Origin of the sequence: Teichococcus deserti (genome assembly GCF_001982615.1) — a bacterium.
Classification (GTDB): Bacteria; Pseudomonadota; Alphaproteobacteria; order Acetobacterales; family Acetobacteraceae; genus Pseudoroseomonas; species Pseudoroseomonas deserti.
In genome coordinates, this window is the sequence record NZ_MLCO01000019.1 from 48,600 (window position 1) to 67,491 (window position 18,892).

18 protein-coding genes are annotated in these 18,892 nt (G+C 72.2%); 6 read left to right on the forward strand and 12 right to left on the reverse strand.

Annotated elements, in window-relative coordinates; genetic code table 11:
- Positions 1-9: 9 nt before the first annotated feature.
- Complete coding sequence (locus BKE38_RS03100; RefSeq protein ID WP_076955925.1) at positions 10-903, reverse strand: LysR family transcriptional regulator; 894 nt, start codon at positions 901-903, stop codon at positions 10-12.
- Positions 904-1,006: 103 nt separating this feature from the next.
- Between BKE38_RS03100 and BKE38_RS03105 the strand changes: the two genes are divergently transcribed.
- Both BKE38_RS03105 and BKE38_RS03110 read left to right on the forward strand, forming a co-directional pair.
- Positions 1,007-1,741 (forward strand): SDR family oxidoreductase, encoded by a 735-nt coding sequence (locus tag BKE38_RS03105; protein ID WP_106409118.1) that lies wholly within the window; start codon positions 1,007-1,009, stop codon positions 1,739-1,741.
- Between the two features lie 13 nt (positions 1,742-1,754).
- Positions 1,755-2,675, forward strand: coding sequence for an SDR family oxidoreductase (locus tag BKE38_RS03110; protein ID WP_076955905.1), 921 nt, complete (start codon positions 1,755-1,757; stop codon positions 2,673-2,675).
- Here BKE38_RS03110 and BKE38_RS03115 read toward each other — a convergent pair.
- The 5 genes from BKE38_RS03115 to BKE38_RS03135 all read right to left on the reverse strand — a co-directional run bounded on the left by BKE38_RS03115 (position 2,660) and on the right by BKE38_RS03135 (position 8,650).
- On the reverse strand, positions 2,660-3,361 hold the full coding sequence (locus BKE38_RS03115) for an ABC transporter ATP-binding protein (protein ID WP_076955906.1): 702 nt from the start codon (positions 3,359-3,361) through the stop codon (positions 2,660-2,662). The genes BKE38_RS03110 and BKE38_RS03115 overlap by 16 nt on opposite strands.
- Complete coding sequence (locus BKE38_RS03120) at positions 3,361-4,110, reverse strand: ABC transporter ATP-binding protein (RefSeq protein WP_076955907.1); 750 nt, start codon at positions 4,108-4,110, stop codon at positions 3,361-3,363. The genes BKE38_RS03115 and BKE38_RS03120 overlap by 1 nt, the downstream gene beginning before the upstream one ends.
- Positions 4,107-5,957 (reverse strand): ABC transporter permease, encoded by a 1,851-nt coding sequence (locus BKE38_RS03125; RefSeq protein ID WP_083747262.1) that lies wholly within the window; start codon positions 5,955-5,957, stop codon positions 4,107-4,109. The genes BKE38_RS03120 and BKE38_RS03125 overlap by 4 nt, the downstream gene beginning before the upstream one ends.
- Before the next feature lie 5 nt (positions 5,958-5,962).
- Positions 5,963-7,183 (reverse strand): ABC transporter substrate-binding protein, encoded by a 1,221-nt coding sequence (locus BKE38_RS03130; protein ID WP_076955908.1) that lies wholly within the window; start codon positions 7,181-7,183, stop codon positions 5,963-5,965.
- Positions 7,184-7,486: 303 nt separating this feature from the next.
- Positions 7,487-8,650, reverse strand: coding sequence for an aminotransferase (locus BKE38_RS03135; protein ID WP_076955909.1), 1,164 nt, complete (start codon positions 8,648-8,650; stop codon positions 7,487-7,489).
- 93 nt (positions 8,651-8,743) lie between these two features.
- On the opposite strand from BKE38_RS03135, the gene BKE38_RS03140 reads away from it, so the two are divergent.
- Positions 8,744-9,391, forward strand: a complete 648-nt coding sequence (locus tag BKE38_RS03140) for a DapH/DapD/GlmU-related protein (RefSeq protein WP_076955910.1) — start codon at positions 8,744-8,746, stop codon at positions 9,389-9,391.
- On the opposite strand, the gene BKE38_RS03145 is transcribed toward BKE38_RS03140, so the two are convergent.
- A complete protein-coding gene (locus BKE38_RS03145) occupies positions 9,388-10,044 on the reverse strand; it encodes a DNA-3-methyladenine glycosylase family protein (protein ID WP_076955911.1) in 657 nt (218 codons plus the stop codon). The genes BKE38_RS03140 and BKE38_RS03145 overlap by 4 nt on opposite strands.
- A 7-nt stretch (positions 10,045-10,051) precedes the next feature.
- On the reverse strand, positions 10,052-10,594 hold the full coding sequence (locus BKE38_RS03150) for a hypothetical protein (RefSeq protein ID WP_076955912.1): 543 nt from the start codon (positions 10,592-10,594) through the stop codon (positions 10,052-10,054).
- Between the two features lie 222 nt (positions 10,595-10,816).
- Here BKE38_RS03150 and BKE38_RS03155 point away from each other — a divergent pair, with 222 nt between their 5' ends.
- Positions 10,817-11,626: a response regulator gene (locus BKE38_RS03155; RefSeq protein WP_242662155.1), complete on the forward strand. Its 810-nt coding sequence runs from the start codon at positions 10,817-10,819 to the stop codon at positions 11,624-11,626.
- Positions 11,623-12,972 carry an ATP-binding protein gene (locus BKE38_RS03160; RefSeq protein ID WP_076955913.1) on the forward strand — a complete coding sequence of 450 codons (1,350 nt, stop codon included), beginning with the start codon at positions 11,623-11,625 and terminating at the stop codon, positions 12,970-12,972. The genes BKE38_RS03155 and BKE38_RS03160 overlap by 4 nt, the downstream gene beginning before the upstream one ends.
- Positions 12,973-13,064: 92 nt before the next feature.
- On the opposite strand, the gene BKE38_RS03165 is transcribed toward BKE38_RS03160, so the two are convergent.
- The 4 genes from BKE38_RS03165 to gltX all read right to left on the reverse strand — a co-directional run bounded on the left by BKE38_RS03165 (position 13,065) and on the right by gltX (position 17,081).
- Positions 13,065-13,832: a DUF6065 family protein gene (locus BKE38_RS03165; protein WP_076955914.1), complete on the reverse strand. Its 768-nt coding sequence runs from the start codon at positions 13,830-13,832 to the stop codon at positions 13,065-13,067.
- Between the two features lie 31 nt (positions 13,833-13,863).
- On the reverse strand, positions 13,864-14,307 hold the full coding sequence (locus tag BKE38_RS03170; protein WP_076955915.1) for a hypothetical protein: 444 nt from the start codon (positions 14,305-14,307) through the stop codon (positions 13,864-13,866).
- A 113-nt stretch (positions 14,308-14,420) separates the two neighbouring features.
- Positions 14,421-15,611 carry a M20 aminoacylase family protein gene (locus BKE38_RS03175; protein ID WP_076955916.1) on the reverse strand — a complete coding sequence of 397 codons (1,191 nt, stop codon included), beginning with the start codon at positions 15,609-15,611 and terminating at the stop codon, positions 14,421-14,423.
- Positions 15,612-15,680: 69 nt separating this feature from the next.
- Complete coding sequence (gene gltX, locus BKE38_RS03180; protein WP_076955917.1) at positions 15,681-17,081, reverse strand: glutamate--tRNA ligase; 1,401 nt, start codon at positions 17,079-17,081, stop codon at positions 15,681-15,683.
- A 76-nt stretch (positions 17,082-17,157) separates the two neighbouring features.
- Here gltX and BKE38_RS03185 point away from each other — a divergent pair.
- Positions 17,158-18,892: ComEC/Rec2 family competence protein (locus BKE38_RS03185; protein WP_242662156.1), on the forward strand; the 1,735-nt coding region annotated here is incomplete at its 3' end.

The window sequence follows — 18,892 nt, forward strand, 5'->3', positions numbered from 1 at the left end:
GCGGCCCCCTCACAGCGCCGCCCCGGCGAACACCGCGCCCACCCAGTCGAGGAAGACGCGAAGCCTGGGCGGCACCAGGCGGCGCTGCGGATATAGGGCGGAGAGCGGCATCGGCAGAGGCGGGTGGTCGGGCAGCACCTCGACCAGCCGGCCGGCCGCGAGATCCTCGGCGAAGCGGTAGCGCGGCGCCTGCACCAGGCCGAAGCCGAGCCGCGCCAGCTCGGCCAGGCTGTCGGCATTGTTCACCGTCAGCCGGCAGGGCAGCCGGACCAGCTTGACGCCGCCGGGGGTGGTGAATTCCAGCGGCATCACCTCGCCGCTGCGCGAGGAGAGGAAGCCGACCATCTGGTGGCCTTCCAGCGCCTCGATGCTCTCCGGCGCTCCCTGCGCGGCCAGGTAGCCGGGGCTCGCCACGGTCACCTCGCGGATCTGGCCGAGCGGCCGGCGGATCAGCCCGGATTCCTCCGGCTCGCCGGCGCGGATGGCGCAGTCGACGCCCTCGCGCAGCAGGTCGACCAGCCGGTCGCCCTGGCCGAGCTGCAGGCTGATCAGCGGATGCCGCGCCATGAAGTCGGGCAGCGCCGGCAGCAGGAAGCTCTGGGTCAGGCGGGGATGGGCGTCGATCCGCAGCAGCCCGCGCGGCCGGGTGTCGCGCAGCATGTCCTCGGCCTCCTCGACCTCGGCCAGGATGGCGGTGCAGCGCTCGTAATAGGCCTGCCCCTCCAGCGTCGGCGCGACATGCCGGGTCGAGCGTTCCAGCAGCCGCACGCCGAGGCTGGCCTCCAGCTGCTGCAGCGCCGCCGTCGCGGTGGAGCGCGGCAGGCCGAGATCGGCGGCGGCGGCGGTGAAGCTGCGGCGCTCCACCAGCCGGGCGAAGAGGCGCATGCGGTCGAAGCGGTCCATGCCGGCATTATTCAGCAAGCCTGAAAAGTGATGGCAAGTTCCGGTCGATTATTCAGCGCGACCCCAATGCCATTCTCCGCTCACCCAAGCATGGAGAATGATCATGACCGACAGGAAGGTGGCGATCGTGACCGGCGCCGGCCAGGGCATCGGCGCGGCGCTGGCCGAGCGGCTGGCGCAGGACGGGATGGCGGTGATCGTCAACTACGCCCGCAGCCAGGCCCCGGCCGCGGCGCTGGTCGCCCGCATCCAGGCCGGCGGCGGCGCGGCCCGGGCGGTGCAGGCCGATATCGCGGCGCCCGGGGGCATGGCGCGGCTGTTCGACGCGGCCGGGGCCGCCTGGGGCGGCGCCGACGTGCTGGTGAACAATGCCGGCATCATGCAGCTGGCGCCGCTCGCCGAGGTGGGCGATGCCGATTTCGAGCGGCAGGTCGCGGTCAATCTGGGCGGCGTCTTCCGCGGGCTGCGCGAGGCGGCGCGGCGGCTGCGCGACGGCGGGCGGATCGTCAGCTTCTCCTCCAGCGTGGTCGGGCTGTGGCAGCCGGGCTATGGCGTCTATGCCGCCACCAAGGCGGCGGTCGAGGCGATGACCCATGTGCTGGCCAAGGAGCTCGGCGGGCGGCGGATCTCGGTGAATGCCGTGGCGCCCGGCCCGGTGGAGACGGCGCTGTTCCTCGACGGCAAGCCGGCCGAGCTGGTCGAGAGCATCCGGCGCGGCCATCCGCAGGGCCGCCTCGGCCAGCCGCAGGACATCGCGGGCGTGGTCAGCTTCCTGGCCGGGCCGGATGGCGGCTGGGTCAGCGGCCAGGTGATCCGCGCCAATGGCGGCGTGGTCTGAGGGGGGCGGCAGCATGGCCACCCCGAAGCGGATCCTGATCACCGGCGCCTCCAGCGGCTTCGGCGCCATGGCGGCGCGGCGGCTGGCGCGCGACGGCCACCGGGTGTTTGCCAGCATGCGCGACCTCGCGGCCCATGGCGGCAAGCCGGCGGACGAGATGCGCGCCCTGGCCGCCGAGGAAAAGCTGGCGCTGCTGCCGGTGGCGCTGGACGTCACCGACGATGCCTCGGTCGAGGCGGCGGTGCGCCAGCTGCTGGACCAGGCGGGCGGCATCGATGTGCTGGTGCAGAATGCCGGCCATATGGGCTTCGGCCCGGCCGAGGCCTTCTCGCCGGCGCAGCTGGCCCGGCTCTACGAGGTCAATGTCGTGGGCGCCCACCGGCTGTGCCGCGCCGTGCTGCCGGCGATGCGCGCTGCCGGCCAAGGTTTTCTTCTGTGGGTCGGTTCCAGCAGCACGCGGGGCGGCACGCCGCCCTTCCTGGCGCCCTATTTCGCCGCCAAGGCCGGGATGGACGCGCTGGCGCAGAGCTATGCGCTGGAGCTCGCCCGCTTCGGCATCGAGAGCAGCATCCTGGTCCCCGGCGCCTTCACCCGCGGCACGGAGCATTTCGCCCATGCCATGGCGCCGGAGGATGCCGCCCGGGCCGAGGCCTATTGGCAGGGCCCCTATGCCGGGGTCGACCGCGCCGCGCTGGAGGGGCTGGCGAAGCTGGAGCCCGCGGATGCCGATCCGCAGAGCGTCGCCGAGGCGATCGCCGCGCTGGTTGCCCTGCCGCACGGGACGCGCCCCTTCCGCCGCCATGTCGACCCGGCCCAGGACGGCGCCGAGGTGGTCAATGCGGTGGCCGACCGGCTGCGCGCCCAGCTGCTGGAGCGGATCGGCCTGGCCGACCTGCTGCGCCCTGGCGCTGCCGCGCCTCAGACCGACAGGTAGCGCGCCCGCAGCCCGGCATCCGCCATCACCGCGGCCATCGGCCCGTGATGGCGGATCTGGCCGGTCTCCAGCAGATAGGCGCGGTCGGCGATGCTGGCGGCGAAGCCGGGATTCTGCTCGGAGAGCAGGATGGCGAGGCCTTCCGCCTTCAGCCCCAGCAGCGCCTCGGCCAGGCGGTCGACCACCACCGGGGCCAGGCCTTCCGAGGGCTCGTCCAGCAGCAGCAGCCGCGGATTGCCCATCAGCGTCCGGGCGATGGCCAGCATCTGCTGCTCGCCGCCGCTCATCCGCCCGCCGGGGCGCTTCTTCATCGCGCCGAGGCTGGGGAACAGGGCGTAGAGGCGCTCTGCCGTCCAGGGCGCCTGGCCCGGGCGGGGCGGGCGGCGGCCGACCTCGAGATTCTCCTCGACCGTCAGATCCGGAAAGATCCGACGCTCCTCGGGCACATAGCCGAGGCCGATCCGCGCCACCGCATGCGGCGCCAGCCCGTCCAGGTCGCGGCCCTCGAAGCGGACGCTGCCACCGGTCGGCGGCAGCAGGCGCATGATGGCTTTCATCGTGGTGCTCTTCCCGGCGCCGTTGCGGCCGAGCAGGCAGGCCACCTCGCCGGCGGCGACGTCCAGGCTGACCCCGTGTAGGATATGGGCGCGGCCGTAATGCGCCTGCAGGCCGTCCACCGCCAGCATCAGCCCTGCTTCCCCAGATAGCTTTCGCGCACCCGCGGATCGGCGCGGACGGCTTCCGGCGCGCCCTCGGCGATCAGGCGGCCGCGGTCCAGCACCATGACCCGTGCGGCATGGCCGAAGACGACATCCATGTCGTGCTCGGTGAAGAGCACGGCGATCTTCTCCGCCTGTGCGATGGCGGCGGTCTGCGCCATCAGCGCCTGCCGGGCCTCGGGCGCCATGCCGGCGGTGGGCTCGTCCATCAGCAGCAGGCGCGGGCGGTTGGCCAGCGCCATGGCCAGCTCCACCCGCTTCAGGTCGCCATAGGCCAGCACGCCGCATGCTTTTTGCAGTTGGGCCGCCATGCCGACGCGGTCGAGCAGTTCCTTCGCTTCCTCGGCGAAGAGATCGCCGGAGGGCCGGAGGAAGGAAAACACCCGCCGGTGGTGCGACAGCAGGGCCAGCCGCACATTCTCCGCCACGCTCAGCGAGGCGAAGGTCGCGGTGATCTGGAAGGTCCGCCCGACGCCCCGCCGCCAGAGCTTGCGCGGGGGCAGGCCGGTGACATCGTCCCCCGCCAGCCGCACCCGCCCGGCATCCGCGCGCACCTGGCCGTTGAGCAGGTTGAAAAGAGTGCTTTTCCCGGCGCCGTTGGGGCCGATCAGCGCCAGCATCTCGCCGGGGGCCAGGGCGAAGGAGACGCCATCCACCGCCCGCACCCCGCCCCAGGTTTTGGTCAGCCCCTCGGCCTGCAACACGGGCGTGGTCATGCGTCGCGCCGCCGGAAGGCTCCGGCCAGGCCGCGCGGGAAGAACAGGACCAGCGCCAGGATCACCACGCCCAGCACCAGCCGCCAGCAATCGGTCAGCCGCGCCAGCTGCTCCTGCAGCCCGGCATAGGCGATGGCGCCGACGATCGGGCCCGTCAGCGTCTGCACCCCGCCCAGCAGCACCATCAGCAGCGCATCGACGCTGCGGGGGATGCCGAGGAAGGAGGGAAACACGCTGCCCTTGCCATAGGCGAAGAGCGCCCCCGCCAGCCCGGCCAGCGCCGCGCTGACCGCGAAGGCGATCCAGCGGAGAAGAAAGCCGTCCAGCCCGATGGCCTCGGCGCGCAGCGGAGAATCGCGTTGCGCCCGCAGCGCCAGGCCGAAGGGCGCGCGGATGATCCGGCGCAGCAGCAGGACGCCGGCCGCCGACAGCGCCAGGCTCAGGTAGAAGAAGACCAGCCGGCCGCGCGCCCAGCCGCTCGGCCAGACGCCCAGGATGCCGTTGTCGCCGCCCGTCACCTCGACCCACTGAAAAGAAATGCTCCAGGCGATCTGGGCGAAGGCCAGGGTCAGCATGGCGGCATAGACACCCGACAACCGCACGCAGAACCAGCCGAAGAGCAGCCCGACCAGCCCGGCCGCGAAGGGGGCTGCGATCAGCCCGACCTCCATCGGCGCGGCGAGGTGCTTGAACAGCAGCGCCGCGGCATAGGCGCCGGCGCCGAAATAGGCGGCGTGGCCGAAGCTCGCCATGCCGCCCGGGCCCATGATCAGGTGCAGGCTGGCGGCGAACAGGACGAGGACAGAGAAATCCGCCAGCAGGATCAGCGGATAGTCGCCGAGAAATGGCGCCACGCCGACCAGCGCCACCGCCGCCGCGATCGCCGCCCATCGCAGCGGCCCCGGCATCGGCCCGGGCAGCGGCGGGGCAGGGGCGGCGACCGGGGCGGTGGCCGCACCACGCCCCAGCAGCCCCTGCGGCCGCAGCACCAGCACCACCGCCATCACCAGGAAGACCAGCACCAGGGTGATGCGCGGGAAGACCAGGATGCCGAAGGCATGCAGCTCGCCGATGATCAGCGCCGCCAGCGCAGCACCGCCGAGGCTGCCCAAGCCCCCGATGACGACGACCACAAAGGCCTCGACGATGACGGCCATGTCCATGTGCAGGGTGACGGCCTCGCGCGGGATCTGCAGCGCGCCGCCGAGGCCCGCCAGCCCCGCCCCCAGCGCGAAGACCCCGGTGAAGAGCCGCTTCTGGTCGACGCCCAGGGCTGCCACCATCTCCCGGTCATGCGTCGCGGCGCGCAGCAGGATGCCGAAGCGGCTGCGGTGAAGCAGCAGCCAGAGCAGCCCCAGCACCACCGGCCCGACCGCGATCAGGAACAGCTCGTAGAGCGGAAAGCGCGCGCCGAAGATCTCGGTGGCGCCGCGCAGCAGCGGCGCCCGCGGCCCGAACTTGTCGTCGGGCCCCCAGAGCAGCAGCGCCACGTCCTGGACGATCAGCACCAGGGCGAAGGTGGCCAGCAGCTGGAACAGCTCGGGCGCCTGGTAGAGCCGGCGCAGCACCAGCATCTCGACCAGCGCGCCCAGCGCCGCCACGGTCAGCGCAGCGGAAAGGATAGCGCCCCAAAACCCCCAAAAACCGCCGAGCTCGGCGAAGGGGCCATGCGCCGTCAGCGTCCAGGCGAGGTACGCGCCCAGCATGTAGAGGCTGCCATGGGCGAAATTGACGATCCGGCTGACCCCGAAGATCACCGTCAGCCCCGAGGCCACCAGGAACAGCGACGAGGCGCTGGCCAGCCCGTTCAGCCCCTGGACGACCAGCCCCTGCCAATCGAAGGCCAAAAGCCTCAGTCCTGCGGCCGCCAGGCGCGCACCTCGGCCTCGCCGGGCAGGTAGTCGGCGCCGTCGGCATAGCGCCAGTCGACCATCCTGCCGCGCTTGCCCTCGAGCTTGGTGCGCCCGACGAAGGCGCCCAGCGTCGACTGGTGGTCGGCGGCGCGGAAGGTGACCTCGCCGGTGCCGTAGCCGGTCGGGAAGCGGATGCCGCGGAAGGCCTCCACCATCGCCTCGGTCTCGGTGCTGCGCGCTTTCCGCAGCATCGCGGCGATCGCCTGGACATTGTCGTAGCCGACGATCGAGCCGCAGCGCGGCAGCTCGCCGAATTTCTGCCGATAGGCGTCGCGCAGCTTCACATGCGTCTCGTTGTTCAGGTCGTCGCGCGGATAGCCGGTGACGATCCAGCCATCCGGGCATTCCTCGCCCAGAGGCTCGAGATATTCCGGCTCGCCCGACAGCATCGAGGCGACGGTGCGGCCTTCGAACAGGCCCCGGGTGTTGCCCTGGCGGACAAAGTTGAGGAGGTCGGTGCCGAAGGTGACGTTGAAGATACCCTCGGGACGCAGCCGCTCCAGCGCCTGCACCGTGGCGCCGGCATCGATCCGCCCCAGCGCCGGGAACTGCTCGCCGACGAAGGTGGCATCGGGGCGCTTCTTCGCCAGCAGCTCGCGGAACCACTTCACCGCCGACTGGCCGTATTCGTAGTTGGGCGCGACGGTGGCCCAGCGCATGGCGGGCAGCTTCGCCGCCTCCTCGACCAGCATGGCGGCCTGCATATAGGTGCTGGGCCGCAGCCGGAAGGTGTAGCGGTTGCCCCGCGACCAGACCAGCGCATCGGTCAGCGGCTCGCTGGCGGCATAGAGCTTCTTGTTCTGCCGGGCGAAATCACCCAGCGCCAGGCCGACATTGGACAGATAGCCGCCCGCCAGCAGCGCCACGCCCTCGGCATTGACCAGCTCGCCCGCCAGGCGCACGGCATCCTCGGGCTTGCCGGCATCGTCGCGGAAGACGGTCTCCAGCGGGCGGCCATCGATGCCGCCCGCGGCGTTGACCTGCTCCTGCGCCAGGAGCCAGCCATTGCGGTAAGGGCCGAGGAAGGCCGGCTGGGCGGTATAGGAATTGATCTCGCCGATGCGGATGGGGCCACCCTGCGCCCGCGACACCGCCGGCCGCGCCAAAGCCGCGACCGCAACACCCGCCATCAGGCCACGACGGCCAACACCATGGAGCATCGTACCAACCTTTCGCCAGTCCGGCGGACCTTCGGACAGAAAGAAAGGCAAGGAAAGGCTGGGGGAAGGAATTCCCCCAGACCCCCATCTTTTTTCTGCCGATGCTGCCGCCGAGGGTGGGACGGCAGGACAAATGACCCGGGCCAAGGCGCTAGCTGCGGCGCGATCTCAGCCAGCGAAGCAGGCTCCACCCGCTCAGGACCAGCATCACGCCCGAGAATATATGGAACCAAGGATCCGGCAGCCGCAGCGACCTGATCAGGCCGATCAGATTGCCGAAGAACTCCCGGGCACCGCCGCCTTTCACCCCAGGCGGCCAGGCAGCGCCGCCAAGGCCTCGACCTCGGCATTCGCGAAGGCCAGCCGCAGATGGCGATCCTGCCCCGGGCCGAAGAAGGGGCCCGGCAAGGTCAGCAAGCCACGCTCCGCCGCCAGCGCTTCGGCCACTCCAAGCGCGTCGCCCCGGTCAGAGGGGATGCGCAGATACGCAAAATACGTCCCCAAGGCATCGATCTGCCAGTCGGGCGCCGCGGCCAAGGCAGCGCGAAAGGCCTCGGCCCGCCCGGCCATGATCGCCCGGTTGCCGCGGCGCCATTCGGCCAGCGCCGGCACCGCCCAGACCAGCGCCGCCTGGGCCGGCCGCGCCGCGCAGATCTGCATGGTGTCCAGCAGCTTCATCAGCTCGGTCCGGAAGGCGCCGCCGCCGACCACCGCCCCCACCCGGTGCCCCGGGATGCAGTAGGACTTGGCGAAGGAATAGAGCTGCACCAGCCCATCCCCCCAGTCGGGATTCGAGAACAGCGGATGCGGTGGTGTCGCACTTTCAGGAAGAAAATCGCGATAGGTCTCGTCCAGCACCAGCCAGATGCCGCGCTGCCGGCAGGTCTCGGCGATGGCGGCGATGACGGCCGGTGGATAGATCGCCCCCGTCGGGTTGTTCGGCGTCACCAGCACCACCGCCCGGACATTCGGGGTGATCGCCGCCGCCAGCCGCCCGGCGTCGGGCACGAAGCCGTCCTCGGCGCGGGTCTCGAAGGGCAGGGCCTCGATGCCCAGCAGCTCCAGCGCCATGCGGTGGTTGAAGTACCAGGGCGTCGGCAGCAGCACCGCGTCGCCGCTGCCGGCCAGCACCGTCATGGTCATGGTGAAGGCCAGGTTGCAGCCGGCGGTGATCGCCACCTGCGCCGGCGACACCGCCGCGCCATAGAAGCCGCTGACATCGGCGGCGAAGGCTTCGCGCAGCGCCAGGTCGCCATCGATCGGACCATAGCCGGCGGCGGCGCGATGGCCGGCGGCCTCGGCCAGCCGCGCCAGCATCCCGGGATGCGGCGGATAGCCCGGCACCGCCTGGGTCAGGTCGAGCATCGGCCCGGCCTGCCCGGCATAGCGGGCGGCCCAGCCGCGGGCGGCGGGAATCGGGGGCGCAGAGGTCGCGCCGACGCGCGGCGACAGGCGAAGGCTTGGCATGCCCCTTCTCATGCCGCGGGACGGCGGGAAAGCAAGCGCTTTCCGTCGCCGATGTTTCTCGCCACTGTCGCCGAAGCGTCATGGTGCAGCGCTATGACGCCGGCCCCACCGCGCCCCGAGGACCCGACCTTGCCCAAGCTGGCCGAAACCTTCCTGCACCCGACCGTCCGCCAGCGCGAGACCGTCATCGGCCAGTCCTGCGAGGTGCTGGAGCACAGCGCCATCGAATACAGCACGCTCGGCGACTACAGCTATCTGGGCCAGCACTGCATGGTGGCGGATGCCGAGATCGGCCGCTTCTGCGCCATCGCCGCCATGGTGCGGATCGGCGCGCCCAACCACCCGACCGGCCGCGCCGCGCAGCACCGCTTCACCTATTGCCCGGAATACTACGATGGCAGCGCGAGCCGCGACGCCAGCTTCTTCGCCGACCGCCGCGGCGACCGCGTGGTCATCGGCCATGACGTCTGGATCGGCCATGGCGTCACCGTGCTGCCCGGCGTGACCGTGGGCCACGGCGCCGTGCTGGCCGCCGGCGCCGTGGTGACCAGGGACGTGGCGCCCTACACCATCGTCGGCGGCGTCCCCGCCCGCCCGATCCGCGACCGCTTCCCGCCGGCGATCGCCGGGCGGCTGCTGCGCATCCGCTGGTGGGACTGGCCCTTCGCCACCATCATGGAGCGCCTGCCGGACTTCCAGTCGGACGACATCGCGGCCTTCTGCGAGCGCTGGGACGTCTAGGACGCTTCCCCCGCCGGCCGCCCGGTGGCGTGCCGCCAGTGATGCCAGAGCAGCCGGGCGGCCAGCGACCGCCAGGGGCTCCAGGCCTCGGCCAGGCGGGACAGCTCCTTCGGCGTCGGCCGGGCGGGCAGCGACTTCAGGTGCTGCAGCCCGGCCGCCAGCGCCACGTCGCCCTGCGGGAAGATGTCCGGCCGGTCCTCGGCGAACATCAGATGCACCTGCGCCGTCCAGGGCCCCAGCCCGCGCTGCGCCGAGAGATGCGCGATGGCGGCCTCATCGGCCATGCCCGGCAGCGCCGCGAAGTCCAGCACCCCGGCGCGGCAGGCCTCGGCCAGGCTGCGCAGATGCGCGACCTTGGGGCGGGACAGGCCGGCGGCGCGCAGCTGCTCGTTGGTCAGCGCCAGCATGCCTTCCGGCTCCAGCGCCCCGGGCAATGCCGAAAAGCGCTTCCAGATGGCGGTGGCGGCCTGGTTGCTGATCTGCTGGCCCAGCACCGTGCGCGCCAGCCCGCCGAAGCCCTGCGGCCGGCTGCGCCAGGGCAGCGGGCCGGCCGCGGCCTCGATGCCGGCGAAAGCGGGGTCGAGCACGGCCAGTTCCAGCATGCCGGCGCGGGCCCAGGCGGGCACCTCAGGCGAATCGATGACGACGGTCATGCCCGCATTATTCAGGGCAGAGCGCATCCTCGGGCAAGCCGCCCAGCTGCAGCGCCATGGCCATGCGGCTGAAGCGGCGCGGATCGACGTCGCCGCCGGCGGCCAGCCACAGCATGTCGCCGCCGCGCGAGATCAGCGCCACCCGCGACCCCGGCACCTGCCGCGGCGGCAGCCCGTCGCGCGGCCCGGACCAGAGGCCGAGCCGGCAGCGCCCCGGCCCGCGATATCCGGCATAGATGCCGCCGGCGACGCGCTGGCTCTGCGCCAGGGTCAGCCCGGCGCCGGCGAGGTCCGGCAGGCGCGCCAGGCTGGTCGCCGGCAGCATGGTGCTGGAGCGCAGCCCGGCGGCGAAGGCGCGGTGGGCGGCCAGCACCGGCGGCTCGCGCTCACGCTCGACCAGCAGGGCGACGCCGCCGGCCAGGGCCAGGGCGGTGACGACCGAGGCGCTGAAGCGCAGCCAGTCGCCCCGCGTCGGCCGCCGGTCGCGCAACCCGGCACCGCGCATCGGCGGGGCGGCGGCAAGCGGCGGCATCGGCGACGGGACGGGCATGACGGCGGCAGCCTAGCTGTCGCCGCCCCCTTGCGGAAGCGTGACGGTGGCGTTCGTGTGACGCAAAATTCACGGGAAACGCGCCAGCCGGGCGCAAGCAGGCGCGCCGCGCGGATTGAATTTCCCGGCGGAATGAAACGAAGTGCGACGGCGCGCGGAGCGGCAAATTCCTGTAACATGCCGGGCAGGCACCCTTGCCATATCCCCGCTATGGTCGAGCCCATGGAACCGCCTCCGCATATCCTGGTCGTCGATGATGATCGGGAGATCCGCGATCTTCTGTCGAAATTCCTCGAACGGCAGTCCTGCCGCGTCACCGCCGCGCGCGATGCGCGGGAGGCGCGGAGGCTCTGGCCGCTGGGGCGCTACCACCTGGTGGTGCTGGACCTGATGCTGCCCGGGGAGTCCGGCCTGGACTTCGCCCGCTGGCTGCGCAGCCAGTCCGACGTGCCGATCGTCATGCTGACGGCGATGAGCGAGGAGACCGACCGCATCGTCGGGCTCGAGCTCGGCGCCGACGACTACGTGGCCAAGCCCTTCAACCCGCGCGAGCTGCTGGCCCGCATCCGGGCGGTGCTGCGCCGCGCCAATGGCGAGGGCACGGCGAACCAGGAGCCGCCGGCCAAGGCGATCCGCTTCGCCGGCTGGACGCTGGAGCCCGCCCGCCGCCGCCTGCTGAACATGGACGGCGTCGAGGTGCCATTGACCGGCGGCGAGTACGAGCTGCTGATGGTGCTGGTCGAGCGGCCGAACCGGGTGCTGACCCGCGACATGCTGATGGACCTGCTGCGCGGCCGCCAGGCGGGGCCCTTCGACCGGGCGATCGACGTCGCCGTGTCGCGGCTGCGGCGCAAGCTCGAGGATGACGGGCGCAATCCCAGCCTGATCAAGACGGTGCGCGGCGGCGGCTATGTGCTGGCGGCGACCGTCGACAAGCATGCCGGGGCCGGGGCTGAGGCGGGCGCCGGCGACGCGCTCGAGGTGGACGAGCTGCCGGGGACCGTGGAGGTGGCCGGCAAGGCCGCGGGGTGATTCGCCGCCTGCTGCCGCGCAGCCTCGCCTGGCGCACCGCGCTGTTCCTCAGCCTGGCGCTGATGCTGGTGCAGGCGGCGGGGCTGACCATCCATGCCCTGGACCGCGTCGACCTGCAGCGGCTGGCGATCTCGCGCGAGATCAGCGCCCGCGCCTTCGGGGTCTGGCGCACCGTGCTGCTGGCGCCGCCGGACCGGCGTGAATCCATGCTCTACGACATCGACCTGCCGCCCGGGCTGGTGGTCGACCTGTCGGAGATGCCGGCGGTGCGGCCGGGGATGCAGCGCGCGCCGCTGGCCCTTGTCCGGCTGTTCCGGCTGGACCTGATCGGTGGCGGGCTGTCGCGCTTCCGCCCGAAGGAGGCGCTGGTCGCCGGCGGGCCGCATCCGGGCATCCTGGTGGTGGCGATGCAGCTGCCCGACGGACCCTGGCTGAACATGTGGCTGTCGGTGCCGCCGCCGCGCCCCTGGCATTCCGAGACCTTCCTGTTCGCCTTCGTGCTGATGACCGGCGCGGCCTGGGCGCTGATCCTCTGGGCCACCCGCCGCCTGACGCGTCCGGTGGCGGCGCTGGCCCGCGCGGCCGAGCGGCTGGGGCGCGACGTCAACACCCCGCCGCTGCCGGAGAACGGGCCGTCGGAGGTCGCGACCGCGGCGCGCGCCTTCAACACCATGGCCGAGCGCATCCGCCGCTTCGTCGGCGACCGCACCCAGATGCTGGCCGCCATCGGCCATGACCTGCGCACGCCGATCACCCGGCTGCGGCTGCGCGCCGAATTCCTCGACGATGACGAGCAGCGGCGGAAGATGCTGGCCGACCTCGACGAGATGGAGGCGATGGTCAATGCGACGCTGGCCTTCGCCCGCGACGATTCGGCGACCGAGCCCTCGGTGCCGCTCGACCTGGCCGCCCTGTGCCGCACCGTCCTCGACGAGGCCGCCGATGCCCGCCCCGACATGGACCCGGAGGCGATCGCCTATGAAGGCCCCGAGCGGCTGCGCATCCGCGCGCGCCCGATCGCGCTGAAACGGGCCCTGGCCAACCTGGTCGGCAATGCCCTGAATTATGGCGGGTCGGCGAAGATCCGGCTGGAGGATGCCGGCGGCCGGCCCGAGGGGCTGGTCCGGCTGGCGATCGAGGATGACGGGCCGGGCATCCCGGAGGAATCGCTGGAAGCCGTGTTCCAGCCCTTCCGCCGCCTGGAGACCAGCCGCAACCGCGAGACCGGCGGCACCGGGCTCGGCCTGCCGATCGCCCGCAACATCCTGCGCGCGCATGGCGGCGACGTGGTGCTGCACAACCGGGGCACGGCCGGGCTGACGGCGCTGGTCACCCTTCCGGCCTAGAGCCGACCGGCTGCGGACAGACGAAGCCAGTCGGATCCGGGACCTTGTTTGTTCGCGCGACTCAGGCGTTTCGGTGCTGCCACCTCGAGCCATCACGCTCCAGCGGGCGGCGGGGGGAAGGGGCGCAGCCTGATCCTGGTCAGATGCGCCTCGGCCCGGGCGCCTTCGGGGCCTTCGCCGCGGGTGTAGTCGCGCTGCCAGCCCTGGCGGCGGGCCTCGCTCTGCGGCGCGTGCAGGTCGATGTTGAAGCGTCGGCGGCTGTCGCGCCAGGCGGCATGGCTGGCCGCCAGCGACGGCTCCGCAGCCAGCGGGCGGGTCTCCGGCCGGGCGTCGAGCGCCAGCGACAGGTCGAGCGGAAAGAAGAAGCAGACCGTCTCGCCGGGCGCAAAGCGCACCACATGGTCGGGGCGGGTGAAGCGCCAGTTCATGGTGAAGGTCATCGGCGCCCAGTCGGCCTCGACGATGCCGGTCAGCGGCGCGATGCCGTCCTTCGCCGCATTGGGCGGTCCGCCGACCCAGAGCGCCTGGCCGGGGGCGCAGCGCAGCAGCGCCGGGACCGGAAAGGTCAGCACGCCAGCGCCGAAATGGCTGACCGGCGCCACGCCGCCCGCCCGCAAGACCCGCACCGAGACGTCCTCGCGGGATGGGCCGCCGTTCCACCAGGCCTCGACGCCGCATTGGGTCTGGATCTCCCAGCCATGCGCATTGGCGATCGTCAGCGGCAGGCAGCGATAGGCGAAGCCCCCGGGCGTCGCGTCCATCCAGCCGCGGCGGGGCGAGGCCGGGCGGATCGGCGGCAGCGGCGCCTCGGGCAGCGCGTAGGCGGTCAGGGGAAAGGCGGCGCGGCGGGGTGGCGGCATGGCCGCAGGATAGCGCCCCGCCGGTTAGCGCTCAGTTGGTGCAGCGCTTGAGCGGCGCCGGGAAATCGGCGCAGTTCGGGAAGACGATCTCGTCGGGGCCGCGGCGCTCGATGCGCAGCAGGTTGGGGTCGCCGCCGCAGCCGAAGCCGACACCCGGCGGCAGGTTGCGTGCGCCGGCAGGCGCCACCGGCGCCAGGCGGATGGTCAGGCCGGTGGGATCGGCCTGGGCGGTCTCGATCAGCCGCTGGCGATAGGCCACGTCCAGCGGGGTGGAGCGCATGATGACGTCGCGGGTGAAGATCACGCTGGGCTGGCCGGCGCAGTCGGGGCCACGGGTCTCGGTGGCCGGGAAGAAGCCGCCGGTCCAGCTGCCGAAGACCCAGGCATGCGGCGGCTGCGGCGCCTGCGCGGCGCCTGGGGTCAGCCCCAGGCCCAGCGCCAATCCGATACCCAGTAGTCCTGCCGCGATCCGCATGCGCGAGAAATCCCTTCGCTGTGGCCGCGGCAGGTAAGCGGGTCTGCAGCCAAAGGTCCAGACACTCGGCCGTCAGGGCGGCGGCCCAGGCTTGTTCCCTCAGGCGTGTTTCCTCAGGCGAGCTTCAGCTCTTCCTGGACCAGCGAGACCCAGTAGCCGATGCCATAGGCAATGGCGTCGTCGTTGAAGTTGTAGGTCGGCGTGTGCAGCCCTTCCGAGGTCGCGCCGCCGGCGCCCTGGCCCATGAAGATGAAGGCGCCGGGCTTGGCTTCCAGCATGTAGGCGAAGTCCTCGCCGCCGGTGATCTGCGGCGCGCGGGCATCGACCGTCCCGGCCCCCACTAGCGCCACGGCGGCGCGGGCGGCGATGGCGGTCTGCTCCTCGTGGTTCACCACGGGGGTGCCGTTGCGGATATAGGTCACCTCGGCGGTGCAGCCGAAGGTGGCGGCCAGGCCCTCGGCGAGCTCCTTCATGCGGCGCTCCATGGTGTCGCGCACCTCGGGGGTGAAGGAGCGGGCGGTGCCGCCGATGCGGATCTCGGCCGGCATCACGTTGGTGGAGCCGAAGGCGCCGCCGGCGATGGCGCCGACGCTGATCACCGCCGGGTCGATGGCCGGGATGTTGCGGCTGACCACGGTCTGCAGCGCCAGGATGAACTGGGCCTGCAGCACGGTGACGTCGGTCGCCAGGTGCGGCGTCGCGCCGCCATGGCCGCCGGTGCCGCGGAAGGTGACCAGCCAGCGGTCGGGGGCGGCCATGAAGGGGCCCGGGCGGATGGCGAACTGCCCGAGCGGCAGGCCGGGCTCGTTGTGCAACCCGTAGACGGCGTCGACCGGGAAGCGCTCGAACAGCCCGTCGGCCAGCATGGCCTTGGCGCCGCCGCGGCCTTCCTCGGCCGGCTGGAAGATGAACTGGATGGTGCCGCCGAAGTCGCGGTGCTGCGCCAGGTACTGCGCCGCGCCCAGCAGCATGGTGGTGTGGCCGTCATGGCCGCAGGCATGCATCTTGCCTTCGTTGACCGAGGCATAGGGCAGGCCGGTCGCCTCGTTGATCAGCAGCGCGTCCATGTCGGCGCGCAGGCCGATGGCGCGCTGCCCGGCCAGTTTTCCTTTCAGCGTGCCGACGACGCCGTAGCGCCCGACGCCTTCGGTCACGTCCAGGCCCCATTCCTTGAGCTTGTTGGCGACGAGCGCCGCGGTGCGCTCCTCCTCCATGCCGATCTCCGGATGGGCGTGGATGTCCTGCCGGATCTTGGCGAGTTCCGGCTGGAGAGACTTCAAGGAATCGAGCAGGGCCTGGTTCATCGCGTGCCGCCGTGGATCAGAAATAGAAGGGGGGTGCGGGGGAATACTTTCCCCCGCTGCTTGCTTTGCTTATTCGCCCGCCGCCGCCAGCATCCGGGAGACCGCCTCGCCGCGCCCCAGCGCGAAGAGCACCGCGTCGATCGGCGGCGACTGGGTGCTGCCGGTCAGCGCCGCGCGCAGCGGCTGGGCGACGGCGCCGAGCTTGATCTCCTTCACCTCGGCATAGTCGCGCAGCCACTTGTCGAGGTCGGCGCGCTCCCAGGGGGCGTCGGTCAGGAAGATCGCCAAATCCTTCAGCCGCTCCTTGGCTTCCGGGGTCAGCTGGGCTTCCGCCTTGGGCTCGAAGGCCAGCGGCAGGGTCGCCACCGCGAAGCCGGCCATGTCGGCGGCTTCGTTCAGGGTGCGGGCGCGCGGCATAATGTCGGGCATCAGCAGGCGGACGCGCTCGGCCCCCTCGGCGCCGAAGCCGATGGAGGGGCGCTTGGCCATGATCTCGAGGACGCGGCGAGCCAGAACGTCCGGATCCATCTGGCGCAGATACTGAGCGTTCAGATGGGTGAGCTTGGCATAGTCCATGCGGCTGGCGGCGCGGCCGACATCCTTGAGGTCGAAGAGCTCGATGGCGCGGTCGCGCGGGACGAACTCCTCGTCGCCATGGCCCCAGCCGAGACGCAGCAGGTAGTTGCAGACGGCTTCCGGAAGGAAGCCCTGGTCGCGGAACTCCAGCGCGCCGACGGCGCCGTGGCGCTTCGACAGCTTGGCGCCGTCGGCGCCGTGGATCAGCGGGATATGGGCGAAATGCGGCCGGCGCCAGCCCATGGCGTCATAGACCATCACCTGCCGGAAGGTATTTGTTAAATGGTCGTCGCCGCGAATCACGTGGGTGATCGCCATGTCGTGGTCGTCGACCACCACCGCATGCAGGTAGGTCGGCGTGCCGTCCGAGCGCAGGATGATCATGTCATCGAGCTCGGTGTTCTGCACGCGGACCTCGCCCTGGACGAGGTCCTGGATGACGGTCTCACCCTCGCGCGGGGCCTTGATGCGGATCACCGGCTTGACGCCGGCCGGCGCCTCGGAGGGGTCGCGGTCGCGCCAGCGGCCGTCATAGCGCGGCGGGCGGCCTTCCTTCATGGCCGTCTCGCGCATTTCGGTCAGCTCTTCCGGCGTGCAGTAGCAGTGGTAGGCGCGGCCGGCCGCCAGCAGCTCATGCGCCACGGCGGCATGGCGGGCTTCCTGCGCGGTCTGCATCACCGGCGGCTCGTCGGCGTCGAGGCCGAGCCAGGCGAGGCTGTCGAGGATCTGCTGCACCGCTTCCGGCGTCGAGCGCTGGCGGTCGGTGTCCTCGATGCGCAGCAGGTACTGCCCACCGTGGTGGCGCGCGAAGAGGAAGTTGAAGAGGGCGGTGCGCGCCCCCCCGATGTGCAGATACCCGGTCGGGGAGGGGGCGAAACGGGTGCGTACGGTCATTGCTCGGCCAATTCCTTCGAGCCGTCGCTTCTACCACCGTGGCGCCCGCCTGTAGAGTGCGCGTATAAGTTGAAGAATGGGAGAAACCCTTGACGCCTCGGGCGGAGTGGTGGCGCGGACCTCGCCGGCGCGGCGCATGCGCGCCGTCCTGGCGCAGCTGCCTGCGCTGCTGGCCGAGGAATGGTCGCGCCTGCCGCTGTGGTGGCCGGTCGCCATGGCCTGCGGTGTCCTGTTCTACTTTTCTCAGTCGGAGGAGCCGGGGAGGCAGGCGCTGTGGCTCGGCCTGGCGCTGGCGGGGCTGGCGCTGCTGCTGGCCTGGCAGGGCTGGGGGCTGACCGGCTGGGCGGTGAGCCTGGCTGCCTGCGCCTGGCTGGGCTTCGGCTGGTGCGCCTGGCAGGCCGCCCGCATGCCGGCGCCGCTGGCCCTGCCGCGCACCGCGCTGGAGGTGACCGGCCGGGTCGCCGCGGTCGAGCAACTGCCCAGCGCCTTGCGGGTGACCCTGCAGGAGGCGCGCTGGTCGGCCGGGATGCCGCCGGCCGCCCGGCCGATCCGGCTGCGGCTGCGCGACCAGGACCCGATCCGCCCAGCGCCCGGCGAGGTGCTGCGGGTCCGCGCCCTGCTGCGCCCGCCCTCGGCACCGGCCTATCCGGGCGCCTGGGACTTCCAGCGCGATGCCTTCTTCAGTGGCCTCGGCGGATCGGGATTCGCGCTGGGCCCGGCCGAGCGGGTCGGCGACGCTGGCGATCCGCCCGCCTTCGCCGCCACCCGCCGTGCCATCGAGGAAAGGGTGCGCGCCGTGCTGCCGGGCCCGGAAGGCGCCATCGCCGCCGCGCTGATCACCGGTAGCCAGAGCGCCATCGCGCCGGCGCCGATGGCGGCGATGCGCGATTCCGGCCTGGCGCATCTGCTCTCCGTCTCCGGGCTGCATATGGCGATCGTCATCGGGCTGGGCTTCGCGGGGCTGCGCTTCCTGATCGCGCTCTGGCCCTGGCTGGCGCTGCGGGTGGATGGCAAGCGGCTGGCCGCACCGCTCGGCCTGGCGCTGGGGGCGGGCTACCTGCTGCTGACCGGGCTGCAGGTGCCGATGCTGCGCAGCTTCGCCATGGCGGCGCTGGCGGTCGCCGGGCTGCTGCTGGGACGGCGGGCGCTGTCGCTGCGGGCGCTGGGCCTGGCCGCCATGGTGGTGATGGCCTGGCAGCCGGCGGCGCTGCTCGGCCCCTCCTTCCAGATGAGCTTTTCCGCGGTGCTGGCCCTGCTGGCGGTGGCCGAAGCGCGGCCGGCCTGGCTGGCTGGCTTCCGGTCGGGGCGCGAATGGTGGCGGCGGCCGGCGTTGATCCTGGGCGGGCTGCTGCTGACCTCGCTGGTGGCCGGGCTGGCGACCATGCCGGCCGGGCTGCATCATTTTGGCCGGCTGCAGCTCTATGGCGTCGCCGCCAACCTGCTGGCGGTGCCGCTGACCAGCGTCTGGGTGATGCCGGCCGGGCTGGTGGCCGTCCTGCTGCTGCCGCTGGGGCTGGAGGCCTGGCCGCTTGCCGCCATGGGCTGGGGCATCGAGGGTATCCTGCTGATCGCCGCGACGGTCGCCGCCTGGCCGGGGGCCGCGCTGCTGGCGCCGCCGATCCCGGGCTGGGGGCTGGGGCTGGCCAGCTTCGGCCTCGCCTGGCTCTGCCTCTGGCGGCTGCCCTGGCGCTGGTTCGGGCTGCTGCCGATCGTCGTCGGGCTGGGCAGCGACAGCTTTGTCACCCCGCCGGACAGCCTGGTCAGCGGCGACTCCCGACTGGTCGCCTTCCGCACCGCGGAGGGGCCGGTGC

Bases quoted from the DNA above. Each gene is read 5' to 3' on its own strand.
- BKE38_RS03100 (WP_076955925.1), bottom strand. From the start codon at position 903: ATGGACCGCTTCGACCGCATGCGCCTCTTCGCCCGGCTGGTGGAGCGC.
- BKE38_RS03105 (WP_106409118.1), top strand. From the start codon at position 1,007: ATGACCGACAGGAAGGTGGCGATCGTGACCGGCGCCGGCCAGGGCATC.
- BKE38_RS03110 (WP_076955905.1), top strand. From the start codon at position 1,755: ATGGCCACCCCGAAGCGGATCCTGATCACCGGCGCCTCCAGCGGCTTC.
- BKE38_RS03115 (WP_076955906.1), bottom strand. From the start codon at position 3,361: ATGCTGGCGGTGGACGGCCTGCAGGCGCATTACGGCCGCGCCCATATC.
- BKE38_RS03120 (WP_076955907.1), bottom strand. From the start codon at position 4,110: ATGACCACGCCCGTGTTGCAGGCCGAGGGGCTGACCAAAACCTGGGGC.
- BKE38_RS03130 (WP_076955908.1), bottom strand. From the start codon at position 7,183: ATGCTCCATGGTGTTGGCCGTCGTGGCCTGATGGCGGGTGTTGCGGTC.
- BKE38_RS03135 (WP_076955909.1), bottom strand. From the start codon at position 8,650: ATGCCAAGCCTTCGCCTGTCGCCGCGCGTCGGCGCGACCTCTGCGCCC.
- BKE38_RS03140 (WP_076955910.1), top strand. From the start codon at position 8,744: ATGACGCCGGCCCCACCGCGCCCCGAGGACCCGACCTTGCCCAAGCTG.
- BKE38_RS03145 (WP_076955911.1), bottom strand. From the start codon at position 10,044: ATGACCGTCGTCATCGATTCGCCTGAGGTGCCCGCCTGGGCCCGCGCC.
- BKE38_RS03150 (WP_076955912.1), bottom strand. From the start codon at position 10,594: ATGCCCGTCCCGTCGCCGATGCCGCCGCTTGCCGCCGCCCCGCCGATG.
- BKE38_RS03155 (WP_242662155.1), top strand. From the start codon at position 10,817: ATGGAACCGCCTCCGCATATCCTGGTCGTCGATGATGATCGGGAGATC.
- BKE38_RS03165 (WP_076955914.1), bottom strand. From the start codon at position 13,832: ATGCCGCCACCCCGCCGCGCCGCCTTTCCCCTGACCGCCTACGCGCTG.
- BKE38_RS03170 (WP_076955915.1), bottom strand. From the start codon at position 14,307: ATGCGGATCGCGGCAGGACTACTGGGTATCGGATTGGCGCTGGGCCTG.
- BKE38_RS03175 (WP_076955916.1), bottom strand. From the start codon at position 15,611: ATGAACCAGGCCCTGCTCGATTCCTTGAAGTCTCTCCAGCCGGAACTC.
- gltX (WP_076955917.1), bottom strand. From the start codon at position 17,081: ATGACCGTACGCACCCGTTTCGCCCCCTCCCCGACCGGGTATCTGCAC.